The organism is Kitasatospora sp. NPDC127067, from assembly GCF_042724755.1.
GTDB classification, from domain to species: Bacteria; Actinomycetota; Actinomycetes; order Streptomycetales; family Streptomycetaceae; genus Kitasatospora; species Kitasatospora lactacystinica.
This window is the reverse complement of the sequence record NZ_JBHXEM010000175.1, coordinates 1-15,865: the sequence shown is the minus strand read 5'-3', so window position 1 is coordinate 15,865 and position 15,865 is coordinate 1. Positions and strand designations below refer to the sequence as shown.

Sequence of the window (15,865 nt, the reverse complement as noted above, 5' to 3'; positions counted from 1 at the left end):
GGGGTGCTCGAAACGCCGAGGTGGCGGAAACCCGGGGAAACGGGCTCCCGCCACGGCGTCGGCCCGGGCGTCAGCTGTTGATGGCGTAGCTGTCGCCGTAGACCTTCCACTTCAGCGGCGGGTTGAGGTCGAAGTTCTTGGCGTTGAGGAAGACCAGCTGCTCGGTGTCGACCCGGCTGGTGTCCGAGTGCGCCTCCTCCTTCTTCATGACCACCTTGCGGGCGTCCAGGAAGGCCTTGAGGTAGGTGGCCTCGTCGCCGCCCTGGGCGGGCGTCCTGGCCTTCTTCATGGCGGCGGCGCGGATGCCGCCGAAGCTGTCCGAGCTGTTGCCCGGGCCGTGCATGACGATGGCGTCGTAGTAGGCGAACTGGCCGAGCGCGCGCAGGCCGTCGCTCTTCGCCTGGTTGACGGCGGGGTTGAAGTACACCCGGTCGCGCTCGTCGTTCTGGGCCTGCTGGAAGACGGTGTCCTTGGCGGCGGTGGCCCAGTCCTTCTCGAAGGCGGAGCCGAGGCCGGCGTGCGACTCGCTGCCGTTGACCTTCTTCAGGGCCGGCAGGTACTTGGCCAGGATGTTGCCGGGCTTGAGGTCGGTGTAGTGCTGGACCAGGTCCAGCATGTCACCGGTGCCGGAGCAGAAGCCGATGATGCCGGCGGTGTAGCCGCGGCCGTCCTTGATGTCCTCGATGTACTTGTACTGGGCCTTCCAGTCCAGCGACGAGTTCTCCGCGCTGGACACCAGCTGCATGGCGATGTCCTTCTTGTGCGGGTCGTCCAGCCCGACCCCCTTGAACTGGACGGCGGCGGCCGGCGACGGGGCGGCCTGGGCCGCCGAGGTGGCCGCGACGGTCAGCGGCGCGGCCACCAGGGCGGCGGCGAGGGCGATGCGGAGGGCACGACGGGGCTGAGGGCGCATGGGACGCTCCGATTCCTCGTGGGTTAGGAAACTTTCCTAACGAGAAAAAGGAAAAGCCCTGACGCCGTACTCCCGCAAGGGTTTTGACGGAACCTCTTCAAGAGATCTTGGCGGCCGGGGCTCAGAACGCCCGGCGCCGCACCCACCAGACCGCCGCCGCGCACAACGCCACCGCGAGCAGGAGCGTCCAGCCGAACTCGATGAACTGGAACGGCCAGAACCTGCTCGCCGGCTGGTACACCTCGTGCGCGGTGTAGCCGCCGTCGCGCACCAGCTCCTGGAGGTGGGCGAAGTCCCCGCCGATGTCGTAGAAGGCGCCCGTCGAGATCCGCTTCCCGGCCGGGTCGGAGAACCAGACGTTCAGCACCCAGCGGTCGTCCAGCGCCATGGGCTTCATGGAGTGCACCGCGTCCTCCAGCGGAGGCAGGTAGTGCGCGCGCACGGAGTGGGCGAGGAACGGCAGCGCGACCGAGGCCAGCAGGCCGGCCCCCACCGCGACCACCGTACGGCGGAGCACCGCACCGGCCAGCACCGCGGCCCCGAAGGCCACCAGCACCCGTCCGACCAGCACCGGCGGAGTCTGCACGAAGACCTCCGGGCTGAACCCCCCGACCCGGAGCGTCAGCGGCCCGCTCCACCAGCGCAGCAGCAGTCCGAACAGCGCCGCCACGACGGCCAGCACCGCGCCGCCCATGACCAGGCCGCCCACCGTCCAGCGGGTCCGCCCGGCGCCCTGGGTCCAGGCGAAACGCACCGTGCCGTGCTCGAACTCCCGTGCCAGCAGCGGGCCCCCGAGGAAGGCCCCGAAGGCCCCGCCGAGGACGTAGAACACGGAGTCGAGCGCCAGCAGGCCGTCGCCGTACTCGCGCAGGAACTGCTTGTACATGGCCATGCAGGCGTCGGTGGCCGGGTCGCAGGAGGCCGCGCCGGTGCGGGCCAGGCCGTCGTGCAGGTACCAGCCGTGGACCAGCAGCCCGAGGGAGATCGCGGCCATCACCGTCAGCAGGGTCAGCAGCGCGGGCCGGTGCCGCAACCCGGCCGCCCGCAGGACGGCGGAGCGGGGCGGGGCGAGGGACAGGGAGCTCACGGCAGCAGCACCTTCTCGGTCGGGTGGACGGCCCCGCGCGGGCCGGGGAGGGCGGAGGCGGCCGGCTCGCGCAGATAGGCGAGCACCAACTCCGTCAGCCCGACGCGCTGTTGGTGCCAGGAGCCGGAGACCGGGGCGTCCACGCCGCCGGTACGGACCAGCAGGTGGGACTGGGTGCCGGCCCGGCGGTCGCGGACCACCGGCAGCTGTCCGGCCACCCGGTCGGCCTCGGCGGTCGGGCCGGTGAGCATCCGGTGGCCGGCCAGCAGGTCGTCCACCTCCCCCGCGACCTGGACCCGGCCGGCGCCGAGCACCACCAGGTAGTCGCAGCTCTGCTCCAGTTCGTTGACGGCGTGCGAGGAGAACACCACCGACATCCCGTCCTCGGCCACCGCGGTCAGCAGCACGGCCATGAAGTCGTGCCGCGCGAGCGGGTCGAGAGCGGCCAGGGGCTCGTCCAGCAGCAGGAGTTCGGGGCGCTTGGCGAGTGCCAGCGCGAGCGAGACCTGGGCCTGCTGACCGCCGGAGAGGCGGCCGTACTTGCGGTCCAGCGGGATGCCCAGGCCGTCCAGGTGGGTACGGGCCCGGGCGTCGTCCCAGCGGCGGTTGAGGTGACGGCCCATCGCCAGCAGGTCGCGCACGGGCACGCCGGGGTAGAGCGCGGCGTTCTGGGCGACGAAGCCGATCCGGTCCAAGGCGCGCGGGGAGCCGGGCAGTTGGTCGCCGAGGACGGTCAGCGCGCCCTCGCTCGGCAGGGTCAGTCCGGCGGCCAGGCTGAGCAGCGTGGTCTTGCCGGCGCCGTTGGGGCCGACCAGGGCCACCACGTGCCCGGCGGGGACGGCGAGCCGGCAGTCCCGCAGCGCCCAGGAGCGCCGGTAGCGCTTGCCGAGCCCGGCGCAGTCGATCACCGTGTCCACGGCCATCAGGCCACCACCCCGTCCCGGTCCTCGCGCAGGTCGCGCAGCGCGTCCTCGAACACCGCGGCCATCCCCTCCTCGTCCAGCCCGGCGGTCCGCGCCGAGCGCATCCAGTCCAGCAGCCCGCGGCGCAGCGCGGCCCGCTCGCGCAGCGGCACCACCCCGGCGGGCAGGCCCCGCACGAAGGTGCCCTGGCCCCGGCGGCCGGCCGCGAGGCCGCGGTGCTCCAGTTCGCGGTACGCCTTGAGCACGGTGTTCGGGTTGATCGCCAGCCCGGCCACCACCTCACGCACCCGGGGCAGCCGGTCCCCCTCGGTCAACCAGCCCATCCGCAGCGCCCGTTCGACCTGCTGCACGAGCTGCAGGTAGGTCGGGACGCCGGAGGCCGGGTCCAGGCGGAACTCGATCGGGGAGGGCTGGTCGGCATCGTCTTTATCTACTTCCATAGGTAAAGAGATAAACGATGGACCGACGCACCGTCAACCCGGGGCAGTGTCAACCCGAGGAAACGGAAAGGGCCCCGCCCCGGACTCGTGGTCCGGGGCGGGGCCCTCCTGGGTACTGCGGCCGCGTCAGACGCCGCGCAGCACCGCGCCGGTGCGGGCGACGGCCTCGGCGACGGCCGCCTCGCGGGCGGCGGTCGCCTCGTCGGCGGTCAGGGTGCGGTCGGTCGCGCGGAAGCGCAGCGCGTACGCCAGCGACTTCTTGCCCTCGCCGACCTGCTCACCGGTGAACACGTCGAACAGCCGGATGGCCTCCAGCAGTTCGCCCGCGCCGGAGCGCAGCGCGGCCTCGACCTCGGCGGCCGGGACAGCGGTGTCGACGATCAGCGCGACGTCCTGGGTCGCCACCGGGAAACCGGAGACGGTCGGACCGCCGACCCGCTCGGCGCCGTCGGCGGTGAGCAGGTCGATGTCGATCTCCATCGCGGCGGTGCGGGCCGGCAGCCCGAGCGCCTTGACCACCCGCGGGTGCAGCTCACCGGCGTGGCCGACCACCCGGTCGGTGCCGGCCACCAGCAGCTCGGCGCAACGGCCCGGGTGCCACGGGGCCAGCTGGCCCTGCCGGACGGTCAGCTCGATGCCGGCCGCCCGGGCCACCGTGCGGGCCGCCTCGACGGCGTCCGCCCAGAAGGCCTGGGCACCCTTGCCCCACCAGCCCGACGGCAGCCGCTCGCCCGCGAGGGCGACGGCGATCCGGCGCGGCTGGTCCGGCAGCGCGGCGTCCAGCGCGGCCAGCTCCTCGTCGCTGGGCCGGTGGTCGACCGCCGGACGCGGGGCCACGCTCAGCTCGTCCTTGGGCAGGAAGACGGTGCCGGTCTCGAAGATCGCCAGGTCGGTGTTGCCCCGGCCGACGTTGCGGCGCAGCGCGCCGAGCAGGCCCGGCAGCAGCGTGGTGCGCAGCGCCGGCTCCTCGTCGTTCAGCGGGTTGACCAGCTTCACCGTGCGGCGGCGCCGGTCGTCCGCCTCCAGGCCGAGCGCCTCGAAGGCGGTCTCGCCGAGGAACGGGTAGTTGTTGACCTCGACGTAGCCGGCCCCGGCCAGCGCGACGCCGATCCGGCGGTGCACCCGCTGGGCCTCGGTCAGGCCCTTGCCCGGGGGAACGTCGGGCATCCGGGCGGGGACGTTGTCGTAGCCCTCCAGCCGGATGACCTCCTCCGCGAGGTCGTACGGGTCGGTGAGGTCCGGGCGCCAGGTCGGCGGGGTGACCTCCAGGACGTCGGCGCCGGAGACCGAGCAGCCGATCTCCTGCAGGCGCCGGGTGACGGTCTCGCGGCCGTACCCGGTGCCGGCCACCCGGTCGGGCAGGTCGGCGGCGATGGTGATGGTGCGAACCGGGTGCGGGGCCGCGATGTCGGTGACCCCGGCCTCGGCGGTGCCGCCGGCGATCAGGACCAGCAGGTCGACGGCGCGCTGCGCGGCGGCGCGGGCGGCCTCCGGGTCGACGCCGCGCTCGAAGCGCTTGGACGCCTCGGAGGGCAGCTTGTGCCGCTTGGCACTGCGGGCGATGGCGACCGCGTCGAAGTGCGCCGCCTCGATGATCACCTCGGTGGTGCCCGGCCCCGCGGCCGGGTCGAGGATCTCGGTGGAAGCGCCGCCCATCACACCGGCCAGGCCGATCGGGCCGCTGTTGTCGCAGATCAGCAGGTCCTCGGCGGAGAGCTTGCGCTCGACCCCGTCGAGAGTGGTGAGGCTCTCGCCCTGCTCCGCCCGGCGGACCGTGATCGGGCCCGACACGCGCTGCTTGTCGTAGGCGTGCAGCGGCTGGCCGACCTCCAGCATCACGTAGTTGGTGATGTCGACGGTCAGCGAGATCGGGCGGATGCCCGACTTCTGGAGCCGGCGCTGCAGCCAGATCGGGGACTTGGCGTTCGGGTCGACGCCGACGACCGTACGGGCCACGAAGCGGTCGCAGCCGGCCTGGTCGTTGACCTTCACCAGGTAGCCGAAGGAGTTCGCCGGCGGCACGTCGAGCAGCGCCGGGTCGGCCAGCGGCAGCCCGTACGCGGCGGCGGCCTCACGGGCCACGCCGCGCATGGACAGGCAGTAGCCGCGGTCCGGGGTGACGGCGATGTCGAGCACCTCGTCGACGAGCTGGAGCAGCTCGATGGCGTCGGTGCCGGGCTCGAACTCCGGGGGGAGCACGATGATGCCGTCGTGGTCGTCGCCCATGCCCAGCTCGCGGGCGGAGCAGATCATGCCGGCCGAGGTGTGGCCGTAGGTCTTGCGGGCCGCGATCGGGAACGGGCCGGGCAGCACGGCGCCCGGGAGCACGACCACGACCTTGTCGCCGACGGCGAAGTTGGTCGCGCCGCAGACGATCTCCTGCGGCTCGCCGGTGCCGTTGGCGTCGCCGACGTTCACGAAGCAGTGCCGGATCGGCTTCTTGAAGCCGGACAGCTCCTCGATGGAGAGCACCTCGCCGACCACCAGCGGACCCTTGAGGTCCGTGCCGATCTGCTCGACGGTCTCGACCTCCAGGCCGGCCCGGACCAGGCGCTCCGCGACGTCACGGCCGGTCTCGCCGGCCGGCAGGTCGACGTACTCGCGCAGCCAGGAAAGCGGGACGCGCATCAGATCTCCATCCCGAACGGGAGGGTGAAGCGGACGTCACCCTCGACCATGTCGCGCATGTCGGCGACGTTGTGACGATTCATCAGGATCCGCTCCAGGCCCAGGCCGAAGGCGAAGCCGCTGTAGCGGTTGGGGTCGACGCCGCAGGCGACCAGCACCCGCGGGTTGACCACGCCGCAGCCGCCGAGCTCGATCCAGCCCTCGGAGGAACAGGTCCGGCACGGCCGGTCCGGGTTGCCGACGCTCGCACCGCGGCACACGAAGCACTGGAGGTCGATCTCCGCGCTCGGCTCGGTGAACGGGAAGTAGGACGGGCGCCAGCGCAGCTCCAGGCCACCACCGATCAGCTTCTCGACCAGGACCTCGATGGTGCCCTTGAGGTCGGCGAAGGTGATGCCCTCGTCCACCGCGAGGCCCTCGACCTGCCGGAAGACCGGGGTGTGGGTGGCGTCCAGCTCGTCGGTCCGGTAGACCCGGCCCGGGCAGACCACGTAGACGGGGGGCTCGCGGTCGAGCATGGTGCGGGCCTGGACCGGGGAGGTCTGGGTGCGCAGCACCACGCCGGAGTCGGCGGAGCCGTCCGGGGCCTGGACGAAGAAGGTGTCCTGCATCGAGCGGGCCGGGTGGTCCGGGCCCAGGTTGAGGGCGTCGAAGTTGAGCCACTCGGCCTCGACCTCGGGGCCCTCCGCGACCTGGTAGCCCATCGCGACGAAGGTGTCCTCGATGCGCTCGGCCATGGTGGTCAGCGGGTGCCGGGCGCCGCGCGGGGCGCGGTCGTACGGCAGCGTGACGTCCACCGCCTCCTCGACCAGCACGCGGGCGTCGCGCTCCGCCTCCAGCTCGGCCTGCCGCTTGGCGAGGGCCTGGTTGACCGCCCCGCGGGCCTGGCCGATCAGCTTTCCGGCCGCCGCCTTCGCGTGCGGGGGCAGAGCGCCGATCTCGCGATTGGCGAGCGAGAGCGCGGAGCGGTCGCCGGTGTGGGCGACCTTGGCCTGCTTCAGTTCGTCCAGGGAGCCGGCGGCGGCGAACGCGGCGATCGCCTCGTCCCGCGCCTGCTCCACCACCTCGGGCTTGAGGGCCTCGACCTCGACCGGGTCGTACGACTTGTTGGGTGCCGACATCTCTATCTTTCCCGTGCTCCTGCTCGTCCGTGCTCAAGGTCTTTGGGCCAACGCCAAAGGTCGAGTGTAGTCGCAGCGGGTATCACCGCTGCCGCGAAGCCCGTCCGGGGAGACGACGCCCGACCTGCTCGGGAACTCCGAGCACGCGGTGCGCTTGCCGTGCATGCTCCTTCAGAGCATGCCGTGCTTGTCGTTCATGCTCCTTCAGAGCATGCCGTGCTTGTCGTTCATGCTCCTTCAGAGCATGAAGTCGGGCACCCCGGCGGGCAGGATAAATCGGAACCGGGCGCCGCCGCCGGGCGCGCGGTCGACGCGGATCGAGCCGCCGTGGGCCTCCACGATGCCCTTGACGATGTAGAGGCCCAGGCCCGTGCCGCCGCGCTTGGAGCCGCGCCAGAAGCGGGTGAAGACGCGGGGCATCGACTCCTCGGGGATGCCGCTGCCTTCGTCGCTCACGGTGACCGCTGTGCCTTCCACGATGCGGGGCGGGGTGCCGCTGCGCTCCCAGACGGGCGCCTCGACGACCTCCTTGGCCGGTGCCACCTCGATGGTGACAGTTCCCTCGCCGTGCCGCACCGCGTTTTCCAGCAGGTTGGCCAGCACCTGGTCGACCTTGTCCGGGTCGGCCCACAGGACGGTCAGCGGTTCGCCGATCCGGATGTCGAAACGGTCCTCGGGGATGCCGGTGGCGACCTTGCGCTCGACGTGCCGGCGCACCGCCGCGGCCAGGTCGACCACCTGCTTGCGCAGCTCCAGCCGGCCGGAGTCGATCCGGGAGATGTCCAGCAGCTCGGCGATCAGCCGGGTGACCCGGTCGGCGTCCGCGTCCACGGTCTCCAGCATCAGCCGCTTCTGCCCGTCGGTGAACCGCTCCCACTTGGCCAGCAGCGTCGCCGTGAAGCCCTTGACGCTGGTCAGCGGGGAGCGCAGCTCGTGCGCCACGGTGGCGATCAGCTCGGCGTGGCTGCGCTCGGTGCGGCGCCGGGCCTCGGTGCCGCGCAGGGCGATCACCAGGCGCTCCAGCGGCCCGCCCGGCGCGCTGCGCACGTACCGGGCGGAGACCAGCACCTCGCGCCCCCCGGGCAGCAGCAGGTTGCGCTCCGGCTGGCGGGTGCGGGTGGCCAGACCGCCGTACGGGTCGGTCAGCGGCCACCAGCGGCGGCCGTCCAGGTCCTCCAGCGGGAGGACGTCCTCCAGTCCGCTGCCGAGCGCGGCCTGCGGGAGCACGCCGGTGAGCCGGGCCGCGGCCCGGTTGAAGCAGACCACCCGGCCCAGCGCGTCGGCGACCACCAAGCCGTCCGGCAGGTCGTCCGGGTCGAGCTCGGGTCCGCTGCCGACCATGGGTTGCCTCCCCGATTACCCACCGTGCCGTTCCCCCCACCGAGGCAGACCCTAGCGCCTCCCCGGCCCGTGCAGTAGGGCTTGCCGCGTGGATCCTGACGCGCCCCCGGGTGCGTCAGGCGTTCGAGCGGCAGCCGCCGGGCGAGCGCTGGGCGCGCGCGGAGGCGTACAGGCAGACCGCCGCCGCGGTGGCCAGGTTGAGGCTCTCGGCGTGGCCGTGGATCGGGACGCGCACGACCTCGTCGGTGAGCGCGCGGGTCTCCTCCGGAAGCCCCCAGGCCTCGTTGCCGAACACCCATGCGCCGGGCGCCCCCAGGGTGCCCTCGTCGAGCTCCCGGTCCAGGTCGCGCTCCCCCGCGCCATCCGCGGCGAGCACCCGGACGCCGGCCTCGCGCAGCCTGCCGACGGCCTCCTCGACCGGCACCCCGACCGCCACCGGCAGGTGGAACAGGCTGCCCACGGAGGCCCGGACGGCCTTCGGGTTGTAGAGGTCCACCGAGGCGTCGGTGAGCACCACGGCGTCCGCCCCGGCCGCGTCGGCGGTGCGCAGCACCGTGCCGGCGTTCCCGGGGTCGCGCACGTGGGCGAGGATCGCGACCAGCTTCGGACGGGCCTTGAGCACCTCGGCGAACGGGGTGTCGACGAAGCGGCAGAGCGCCACGATGCCCTGCGGCGTCACCGTGTCGCAGATCTCCGCGATCACCTCGTCGGTGGCGGTCAGCACCGGCAGTCCCTCGACCAGGGCGGCATCGACGATGCCGGCGTGCCGCTCGGCGGCCTCCGGGGTCGCGTAGACCTCGACCACGGCGTGCTCGCCGCTGCCCGGCAGCCTGCCGAAGGCGATGGCCTCCCGGACGGCCTGCGGGCCCTCGGCCAGGAAGCGGCGCTCCTTGGTGCGCTGGTTGCGCTTGGCCAGCCGGCGGGCGGCCACGACGCGCGGCGAGCGCAGGGAGGTCAGCAGGGGGGTGTCGGTGCTCGGCATGGTCTCGTTCTCCGGAGGCGCTGAAGGAGGGGGAAAAGCAGGACCGGACCCGCAGGCGAGCCTGCGGGTCCGGTCAGAGCTCAACCGATCTCGGAAGATCAGGCGGCGTCGGCGGCGGCCTTCGGGGCGTTCACGTCGGCCGGCAGCGCCTTCTGGGCGACCTCGACCAGGGAGGCGAACGCACCCGGGTCGTTGACGGCCAGGTCGGCCAGCATCTTGCGGTCGATCTCGACGCTGGCGGCCTTCAGGCCCTGCACGAAGCGGTTGTAGGTGATGCCGTTGGCACGGGCCGCAGCGTTGATGCGCTGGATCCACAGCTGACGGAAGTCGCCCTTGCGCTTCTTGCGGTCGTTGAAGTTGTAGACCAGCGAGTGGGTGACCTGCTCCTTGGCCTTGCGGTACAGGCGCGAACGCTGGCCACGGTAGCCGCTGGCGCGCTCCAGGATGACCCGGCGCTTCTTGTGGGCGTTGACTGCCCGCTTGACGCGTGCCACTTGATTACTCCTTGGGTTGGACCACGGACTACTTCACGTGGTCCGTCATTCGAATGGGTCGGGAAGGATCAGCTGCCCCGCTCGCGGCTCGCGCCGGGCGGGAGGGCGATCACTTGCCGAGAAGCTTCTTGATCTTCTTGGCGTCAGCGGGGGCCAGCTCGACGGTCCCGGCCAGCTTGCGGGTCAGCGTCGAGGGCTTGTGCTCCAGGAGGTGGCGGCGGCCGGCGCGCTCGCGCAGCACCTTGCCAGAGCCACTGATCTTGAAGCGCTTGCTGGCGCCACTGTGCGTCTTCTGCTTCGGCATTTCGCCGTATCTCCTCGTCAGTCCCGTCCGCGCCCGCGCGACGTGCGCCGCGCGGGCGTGAACTGGATGGATCTGCGGTGACCGGGCGGGCCGCCCCGTCACCCTGGGGGCCGGTCTCCCGGGCCTCCTGGCCGGTGAGGGCTCAGGCGCCCTGGGAGGCGGCCGGCTGCTCGACCGGAGCGTCGGCCTCGACGGCCGGCGCCTCGGCCGGGGCGTCCTGCGCCTCGGTCGCGACGTCCTCGTCCTCGGTCGCGACGTCCTCGACCTCGACGTCCTCGACCTCGGTCACGACGTCATCGTCCTCGGTCTCCGCAGCGGCGTCGGAGCCGGCGGTGCGGCCCTGACGCTCGGCCTTGCGGGCGTCCGCGAGGGCGCGGGCCTCGGCCATCGCCTCGGTCTTCTTCTTGTGCGGGCCAAGGACCATGATCATGTTACGGCCGTCCTGCTTGGGCGAGGACTCCACGAAGCCCAGGTCCTGGACGTCGTCGGCGAGCCGCTGAAGCAGACGGAAGCCCAGCTCGGGGCGGGACTGCTCACGACCGCGGAACATGATCGTGATCTTGACCTTGTCGCCCTGCTTGAGGAACCGGACGACGTGACCCTTCTTGGTGTCATAGTCGTGCGGGTCGATCTTCGGCCGGAGCTTCATCTCCTTGATGACCGTGTGCGCCTGGTTCTTGCGCGCCTCACGGGCCTTCATGGCCGACTCGTACTTGAACTTGCCGTAGTCCATGAGCTTGCACACCGGCGGCCGGGCGGTCGCCGCGACCTCGACCAGGTCGAGGTCGTACTCCTGCGCGAGCTCCAGCGCCTTGGCAAGCGGCACGATGCCGACCTGCTCGCCGCTGGGACCGACGAGTCGCACCTCGGGGACGCGAATCCGGTCGTTGATGCGGGGCTCGGTGCTGATGGGGCCTCCTCGGTTGCACCTTCTGCGATGCGGCCGTCGGACGGCGGTCGCACGTAGTGGACTCGACCACTGGGCGGGGCTTCATTCGTGCTGCGCTGTCCGGTACGTACACCGCCACACGAAAAAAGCCCCGCTCGGTACAAGCGGGGCTCCACACAACCGGGGGCGACGCCCGGTGAGGGGCGCTGCGGCGACTCGGCGCCAGTGGCGCCCGTCGCGGACCGGGACCCGTCGACCCTGAGGCCGACCAGGTGGGAGACTTTCGCGGTTGCCCTCTCGGGCCTCCTCAGTGGAGCCTCCACTTGCTGGCCGAGTGCCCATACGGGATCCCGGCCGGTCAGTCTCGAAGCTTACAGCGTCGGGGGGGCGAACGCTATTCCGCCCCTCCGCGCGGCCGCCTCCCGGCGCGGGGAACGGCCGCCCCCCGGCGCGGATACGGCCGCGTCCTGGTACCGAAGGGGCCCTTGTACGCTCCATGGGTACGGACAGACCGACACGATGGAACGAGCCCACCTTGAGCAGCGAGCCCACCCAGAACCCCGGCGCGGACGACGACGCGATCGGCTTCGACGACCTCACCCGCGACATCGCCGAGGTCCCGGCCGTCGAGGTGATCACCACCGTCGCGGTGCACCTGATGAGCGCCGCCGCCGTCAAGTGCGGTCTCGCCGAGGGCGGCGACAAGGACAAGGACCTGGACGAGGCCCGCAAGCTGATCACCGCACTGGCCGGGCTGGTCACCGCCGGCGCCCCGGAGATCAGCAACTTCCACGCCGCGCCGCTGCGCGACGGGCTGCGCTCGCTCCAGCTCGCCTTCCGCGAGGCCTCGATCGTCCCGGACGCCCCGGGCGCGGGCCCGGGCGAGAAGTTCACCGGGCCGGTCTACTCCTGACCGCTCGCGGGAGGTCAGGCACGCGCGTGCCCGACCTCCCGCTCCGTCAACGCCTGTAGAGCGGCTCCCCCGGCAGCTCCGCGCTCGCCGGCAGCACCGCGAGGTCCAGCCCCCGGTCCAGCCGCACCCGCAGCAGCGGGTCCGCGGCCACCGCCCGCCCCACCCGCTGCGCGGCCGCCTGCAGGCCCGCCTGGTCCAGCGCCGGGTCGAACACCACCGCGAGCACCCCGTCGGAGCCCTCCGAGCCCGCCAGCAGCCCGGTGACCACCTGCGGCTCCGCCGCCAGCAGCCCGCGGACCGCCTCGCGCACCTCCGGGTCCAGGGCCGGCGGCAGGAACGGCCGGTTCTCCGCCAGCGCCCGCAGCCGGGCGCCGCTCAGCTGGAACGGCACCGGCCCGGCCGGGTCGATCAGCAGCGTGTCGGCCCGCTCCGAGAAGGCGACCATCGCGGCCTGCGGGGCCGCCGTCGGCGCCGGACGGGCGTCGGCGCGCCAGCGGGCCAGCGCCTCCAGCGACGTGAAGGCCGGCAGCGCGCGGCGCCCGTCCGGGGCCTCCAGCACCGGGACGGCCATGTCGCTGGTCTTCTCGTGCCGGTGCCCGTGCGCGTCCACCTCGACCTCGCCGAGGATCGCGACGATCGGGACCATCAGCCGGGTGGGGGTCAGCGCCGCCAGCACCTCCGACTCGGCCGCGCCGTCCCGCGACCAGCGCGCGAGGGCCTCGGTGAGCGCCGGGTCGGCGGTGCCGTCGTCGTCGGAGAAGCCGGGGTTCGGGATGCTCTTGCCGACGAACGCCGGGTTGGAGAAGTCTTTGCGGTCCACCCGCCCGACCCTATGCCACCGCGCGCGAGCGGCCCCATTTCCGTGCACGTTCCCCGTACGCGGGGCCTACCCACCGGTAGCGCGGTGTGGCACCCTGCGCCCATGGTGATCCTCGACGCACCCGCGACCGCGCCCGCCCCGGTCTCCGACCGCCTCCGGTACGACCGCGCCACCGCCCACCTGGACGGGCCGGTGGCCGTCGTGGACCTCGCCGCGTTCGACGCGAACGCCGCCGACCTGGTCCGCCGGGCGGGCGGCAAGCCGATCCGGCTGGCCAGCAAGTCGATCCGCTGCCGGGCGCTGCTGGAGCGGGCGCTGGCCGTGGACGGCTTCCTCGGGGTGATGAGCTTCACCCTGGACGAGTCGCTCTGGCTGGCCCGCACCGGCGTCCGCGACATCCTGCTCGCCTACCCCTCCGCCGACCGGGCCGGCTTCGCCGAACTCACCGCCGACCCCGGGGCCGCCCGCGAGATCACCGTGGTGCTGGACGACCCGGCCCAACTGGACCTGATCGACCGGGCCCGCGGCGGCGACGCCGAGGTGCGGGTCTGCCTGGAGCTGGACACCTCGCTGCACCTGCTCGGCGGCCGGGTCCGGGTGGGCGCCCGGCGCTCGCCGCTGCGCACCCCCGAGGACCTCGGCGCCTTCGCCGAGCTCGTCCAGCGCCGCCGGGGCTTCCGGGTGGTCGGCCTGATGGCGTACGAGGGGCACGTCGCCGGGGTGGGCGACCGGGTGCCCGGCCGGCCGGTGCGCTCCGGGCTGATCCGCCTGATGCAGGCCAAGGCCCGGGCCGAGCTGACCGAGCGGCGCGCGGCGACGGTCCGGCGACTGCGACAGGTCGCCGACCTGGAGTTCGTCAACGGCGGCGGCACCGGCAGCGTGGAGTCCACCGTGGCCGAACGCGCCGTCACCGAGGTCGCGGCCGGCTCCGGGCTGTACCAGCCGCAGCTGTTCGACAACTACCGCACGTTCCGGGGCCGCCCGGCCGCGCTCTTCGGCCAGCCGGTGGTGCGCCGCCCCGGCCTCGGCGTGGTGACCGTCCTCGGCGGCGGCTACCCGGCCTCCGGCGCGGCCGGCCCGGACCGCTCGCCGGTGCCGTACCTGCCGGCCGGGCTGCGCTACGACCCGATGGAGGGCGCCGGGGAGGTGCAGACCCCGCTGCTCGGCTCCGCGGCGGACGACCTGCTGATCGGCGACCGGGTCTGGTTCCGGCACGCCAAGGCGGGTGAGCTGTGCGAACGCTTCGCCGAGCTGCACCTGATCGAGGACGACCGGATCGTACGGACCGTGCCGACGTACCGGGGCGAGGGCAGGACGTTCCTCTGACACTTCGTCCGGCTTTGCCCTACCGTGGTGCCGACACTGAAGCTGGAACCGGGAGGGGTCGCATGGATGCCGAGCTCGTGCAGGAGATGGTGAGGTCCGGAGCGGCCTCCGTGGCCGGTCTGATGGCCACGGCCGCCTGGAATCAGGCCGGTTCACGGATCGCCCGGCTGTTCGGGCGCGGCGAGCGGGACGAGGAGGCGAGCGCCGAGCTGGAGGTGATCCGCGCCGAGGTGCTGGAGGCCGACGGCGACCAGGAGGTCCTGGCCGACCAGGCCGCGGCCCTGCGCAACCGGCTGCGCACACTGTTCCGGACGGAGCCGCAGGCGGCCGAGGAACTCTTCGAGATCCTCGCGGAGTTCGCCCCCGGGCGGTTCAACAAGGTGGGCGGGACGTACATCATCAACACCATCGACGGGAACTCGACCGTCAACAGCGACCTCGTGATCCAGGCCGGCATCATCCACGACATGCGGCGCTGACCTTTCCGGAGCCTTAACGGGGCCCGATGGAACGGCTAACCACGGCCGTCCGTCGGGCCTTTGCGCTGCTCGGGGGCCTACAGTCCGTCAACAAGCACAGTACGCGCGGCTATTGCCATCTGGTCCAGACCAATCCTACGCTCTGGCCGGGGGCCGTGCGCCGGGCCGGCGGCCCCCGAACGGGCAGGCGTGCCCGCTTCTCCCCCACACGTGCCCGGAACGACGGTCAAGGAGTCCCCACCCCATGTCCATCAAGCGCAATGCCCTGTCCGTCGGCGTGATCGGCGCCGCGCTCCTCGCGGTGGCCGGTGCCACCGCCGGCACCGCCAGCGCCCACGGCACGATGACCAACCCCGTCAGCCGGGTCGCCGCCTGCTACGCCGAGGGCCCCGAGCACCCGGTGTCCCAGGTCTGCAAGGACCTCGTCGCCGCGAGCGGCACCCAGCCGCTGTACGACTGGAACGAGGTCAACATCGCCAACGCCAACGGCAACCACCAGGCGCTGATCCCGGACGGCAAGCTCTGCTCGGCCAACCGCGACAAGTACGCGGCGCTGGACTGGCCGCGCACCGACTGGCCGGCCACCGCGGTGAAGGCCGGATCCTTCACCTTCCAGTTCCGCACCACCGCGCCGCACGTCGGCACCCAGACCGTCTACATCACCAAGGCGGGCTACGACCCGACCAAGCCGCTGAAGTGGTCGGACCTCGACCCGGCCCCGGTGGCCAAGGTGCAGGTCGACCGCAACGCGGTCAACGGGTTCTACACCTACTCCGGCACCCTGCCGCAGCGCACCGGCCGCCAGGTCCTCTACACGGTGTGGCAGCGCAGCGACAGCCCGGAGGCCTTCTACTCCTGCTCCGACGTCGACTTCGGCGCCTCCACCACGGCCGTGTCGGCGCTCGCCGCCCAGGCCCCGGCCGCTCCCAGCGACGCCCAGATCGCGGCCGACGCGTCCAAGTCCACGGTCGCCCACCACGGCCACGGCGGGGACCCGAACTCCCCGGCCGGCCAGGTGATCCCGACCGCCTCCGCGGCCGTGGGCGGCACCTCGGCCACCGGTCCGCTGCTGCTCGCGGGCGCTGCCGCGATCGGTGTCGGCTGGGCCGGCATGGTGCTCCGGCGCCGTCGCGTCGAGGCTGTTCGACGCGACTCCTGACGCCGGGCACGGGAGCCGGGCCGGCACACCCCCGTCCGGCCCGGCT

General features: G+C 72.8%; 16 protein-coding genes. 4 read left to right on the top strand and 12 right to left on the bottom strand.

All coding sequences use genetic code 11. The annotated features are described in order from the left end of the window. Nucleotides 1–70: 70 nt before the first annotated feature. From ACFWJ4_RS37960 to infC, 11 genes are all read right to left on the bottom strand, one after another. Nucleotides 71–913: a chitosanase gene (locus tag ACFWJ4_RS37960; protein ID WP_359905939.1), complete on the bottom strand. Its 843-nt coding sequence runs from the start codon at nucleotides 911–913 to the stop codon at nucleotides 71–73. A 121-nt stretch (nucleotides 914–1,034) separates the two neighbouring features. After that, the gene (locus tag ACFWJ4_RS37955) at nucleotides 1,035–2,000 is read right to left on the bottom strand and encodes a hypothetical protein (RefSeq protein ID WP_380552998.1); all 966 of its coding nucleotides are present in this window, start codon (nucleotides 1,998–2,000) and stop codon (nucleotides 1,035–1,037) included. Beyond that, a complete protein-coding gene (locus tag ACFWJ4_RS37950; protein WP_380552996.1) occupies nucleotides 1,997–2,923 on the bottom strand; it encodes an ATP-binding cassette domain-containing protein in 927 nt (308 codons plus the stop codon). Before ACFWJ4_RS37950 ends, ACFWJ4_RS37955 begins: the two co-directional genes overlap by 4 nt. Further along, complete coding sequence (locus tag ACFWJ4_RS37945) at nucleotides 2,923–3,363, bottom strand: GntR family transcriptional regulator (RefSeq protein ID WP_380552993.1); 441 nt, start codon at nucleotides 3,361–3,363, stop codon at nucleotides 2,923–2,925. Before ACFWJ4_RS37945 ends, ACFWJ4_RS37950 begins: the two co-directional genes overlap by 1 nt. A 126-nt stretch (nucleotides 3,364–3,489) precedes the next feature. Beyond that, on the bottom strand, nucleotides 3,490–5,991 hold the full coding sequence (gene pheT, locus ACFWJ4_RS37940; RefSeq protein WP_380552990.1) for a phenylalanine--tRNA ligase subunit beta: 2,502 nt from the start codon (nucleotides 5,989–5,991) through the stop codon (nucleotides 3,490–3,492). Further along, nucleotides 5,991–7,112, bottom strand: a complete 1,122-nt coding sequence (gene pheS / locus ACFWJ4_RS37935) for a phenylalanine--tRNA ligase subunit alpha (protein ID WP_188299334.1) — start codon at nucleotides 7,110–7,112, stop codon at nucleotides 5,991–5,993. Before pheS ends, pheT begins: the two co-directional genes overlap by 1 nt. A gap of 237 nt (nucleotides 7,113–7,349) precedes the next feature. Then, nucleotides 7,350–8,453: an ATP-binding protein gene (locus ACFWJ4_RS37930; protein ID WP_359905924.1), complete on the bottom strand. Its 1,104-nt coding sequence runs from the start codon at nucleotides 8,451–8,453 to the stop codon at nucleotides 7,350–7,352. Nucleotides 8,454–8,568: 115 nt separating this feature from the next. Continuing rightward, complete coding sequence (locus ACFWJ4_RS37925) at nucleotides 8,569–9,435, bottom strand: TrmH family RNA methyltransferase (protein WP_380552987.1); 867 nt, start codon at nucleotides 9,433–9,435, stop codon at nucleotides 8,569–8,571. 98 nt (nucleotides 9,436–9,533) lie between these two features. Beyond that, nucleotides 9,534–9,929 (bottom strand): 50S ribosomal protein L20, encoded by a 396-nt coding sequence (rplT, locus tag ACFWJ4_RS37920; RefSeq protein ID WP_030055649.1) that lies wholly within the window; start codon nucleotides 9,927–9,929, stop codon nucleotides 9,534–9,536. A 109-nt stretch (nucleotides 9,930–10,038) separates the two neighbouring features. Then, nucleotides 10,039–10,233: a 50S ribosomal protein L35 gene (gene rpmI / locus ACFWJ4_RS37915; protein WP_030055648.1), complete on the bottom strand. Its 195-nt coding sequence runs from the start codon at nucleotides 10,231–10,233 to the stop codon at nucleotides 10,039–10,041. A gap of 142 nt (nucleotides 10,234–10,375) precedes the next feature. Next, nucleotides 10,376–11,143: a translation initiation factor IF-3 gene (infC, locus tag ACFWJ4_RS37910; RefSeq protein WP_380553000.1), complete on the bottom strand. Its 768-nt coding sequence runs from the start codon at nucleotides 11,141–11,143 to the stop codon at nucleotides 10,376–10,378. Between the two features lie 475 nt (nucleotides 11,144–11,618). Between infC and ACFWJ4_RS37905 the strand changes: the two genes are divergently transcribed. Continuing rightward, nucleotides 11,619–12,035, top strand: a complete 417-nt coding sequence (locus ACFWJ4_RS37905) for a DUF1844 domain-containing protein (RefSeq protein ID WP_380352725.1) — start codon at nucleotides 11,619–11,621, stop codon at nucleotides 12,033–12,035. 46 nt (nucleotides 12,036–12,081) lie between these two features. Here ACFWJ4_RS37905 and ACFWJ4_RS37900 read toward each other — a convergent pair whose 3' ends face one another. Continuing rightward, nucleotides 12,082–12,855, bottom strand: a complete 774-nt coding sequence (locus tag ACFWJ4_RS37900; RefSeq protein WP_380552984.1) for an SseB family protein — start codon at nucleotides 12,853–12,855, stop codon at nucleotides 12,082–12,084. 102 nt (nucleotides 12,856–12,957) lie between these two features. Between ACFWJ4_RS37900 and ACFWJ4_RS37895 the strand changes: the two genes are divergently transcribed. From ACFWJ4_RS37895 to ACFWJ4_RS37885, 3 genes are all read left to right on the top strand, one after another. Then, nucleotides 12,958–14,181: an amino acid deaminase/aldolase gene (locus ACFWJ4_RS37895; protein ID WP_380552981.1), complete on the top strand. Its 1,224-nt coding sequence runs from the start codon at nucleotides 12,958–12,960 to the stop codon at nucleotides 14,179–14,181. Nucleotides 14,182–14,243: 62 nt separating this feature from the next. Continuing rightward, nucleotides 14,244–14,660, top strand: a complete 417-nt coding sequence (locus tag ACFWJ4_RS37890; protein WP_380552978.1) for a hypothetical protein — start codon at nucleotides 14,244–14,246, stop codon at nucleotides 14,658–14,660. 244 nt (nucleotides 14,661–14,904) lie between these two features. Further along, the gene (locus tag ACFWJ4_RS37885; protein ID WP_380552975.1) at nucleotides 14,905–15,819 is read left to right on the top strand and encodes a lytic polysaccharide monooxygenase; all 915 of its coding nucleotides are present in this window, start codon (nucleotides 14,905–14,907) and stop codon (nucleotides 15,817–15,819) included. Nucleotides 15,820–15,865 lie beyond the last annotated feature (46 nt).

Bases quoted from the DNA above. Each gene is read 5' to 3' on its own strand.
- ACFWJ4_RS37885 (WP_380552975.1), top strand. From the start codon at position 14,905: ATGTCCATCAAGCGCAATGCCCTGTCCGTCGGCGTGATCGGCGCCGCG.
- pheS (WP_188299334.1), bottom strand. From the start codon at position 7,112: ATGTCGGCACCCAACAAGTCGTACGACCCGGTCGAGGTCGAGGCCCTC.
- ACFWJ4_RS37945 (WP_380552993.1), bottom strand. From the start codon at position 3,363: ATGGAAGTAGATAAAGACGATGCCGACCAGCCCTCCCCGATCGAGTTC.
- ACFWJ4_RS37930 (WP_359905924.1), bottom strand. From the start codon at position 8,453: ATGGTCGGCAGCGGACCCGAGCTCGACCCGGACGACCTGCCGGACGGC.
- ACFWJ4_RS37950 (WP_380552996.1), bottom strand. From the start codon at position 2,923: ATGGCCGTGGACACGGTGATCGACTGCGCCGGGCTCGGCAAGCGCTAC.
- rpmI (WP_030055648.1), bottom strand. From the start codon at position 10,233: ATGCCGAAGCAGAAGACGCACAGTGGCGCCAGCAAGCGCTTCAAGATC.
- ACFWJ4_RS37905 (WP_380352725.1), top strand. From the start codon at position 11,619: ATGGGTACGGACAGACCGACACGATGGAACGAGCCCACCTTGAGCAGC.
- ACFWJ4_RS37895 (WP_380552981.1), top strand. From the start codon at position 12,958: ATGGTGATCCTCGACGCACCCGCGACCGCGCCCGCCCCGGTCTCCGAC.
- pheT (WP_380552990.1), bottom strand. From the start codon at position 5,991: ATGCGCGTCCCGCTTTCCTGGCTGCGCGAGTACGTCGACCTGCCGGCC.
- ACFWJ4_RS37925 (WP_380552987.1), bottom strand. From the start codon at position 9,435: ATGCCGAGCACCGACACCCCCCTGCTGACCTCCCTGCGCTCGCCGCGC.
- ACFWJ4_RS37960 (WP_359905939.1), bottom strand. From the start codon at position 913: ATGCGCCCTCAGCCCCGTCGTGCCCTCCGCATCGCCCTCGCCGCCGCC.
- ACFWJ4_RS37890 (WP_380552978.1), top strand. From the start codon at position 14,244: ATGGATGCCGAGCTCGTGCAGGAGATGGTGAGGTCCGGAGCGGCCTCC.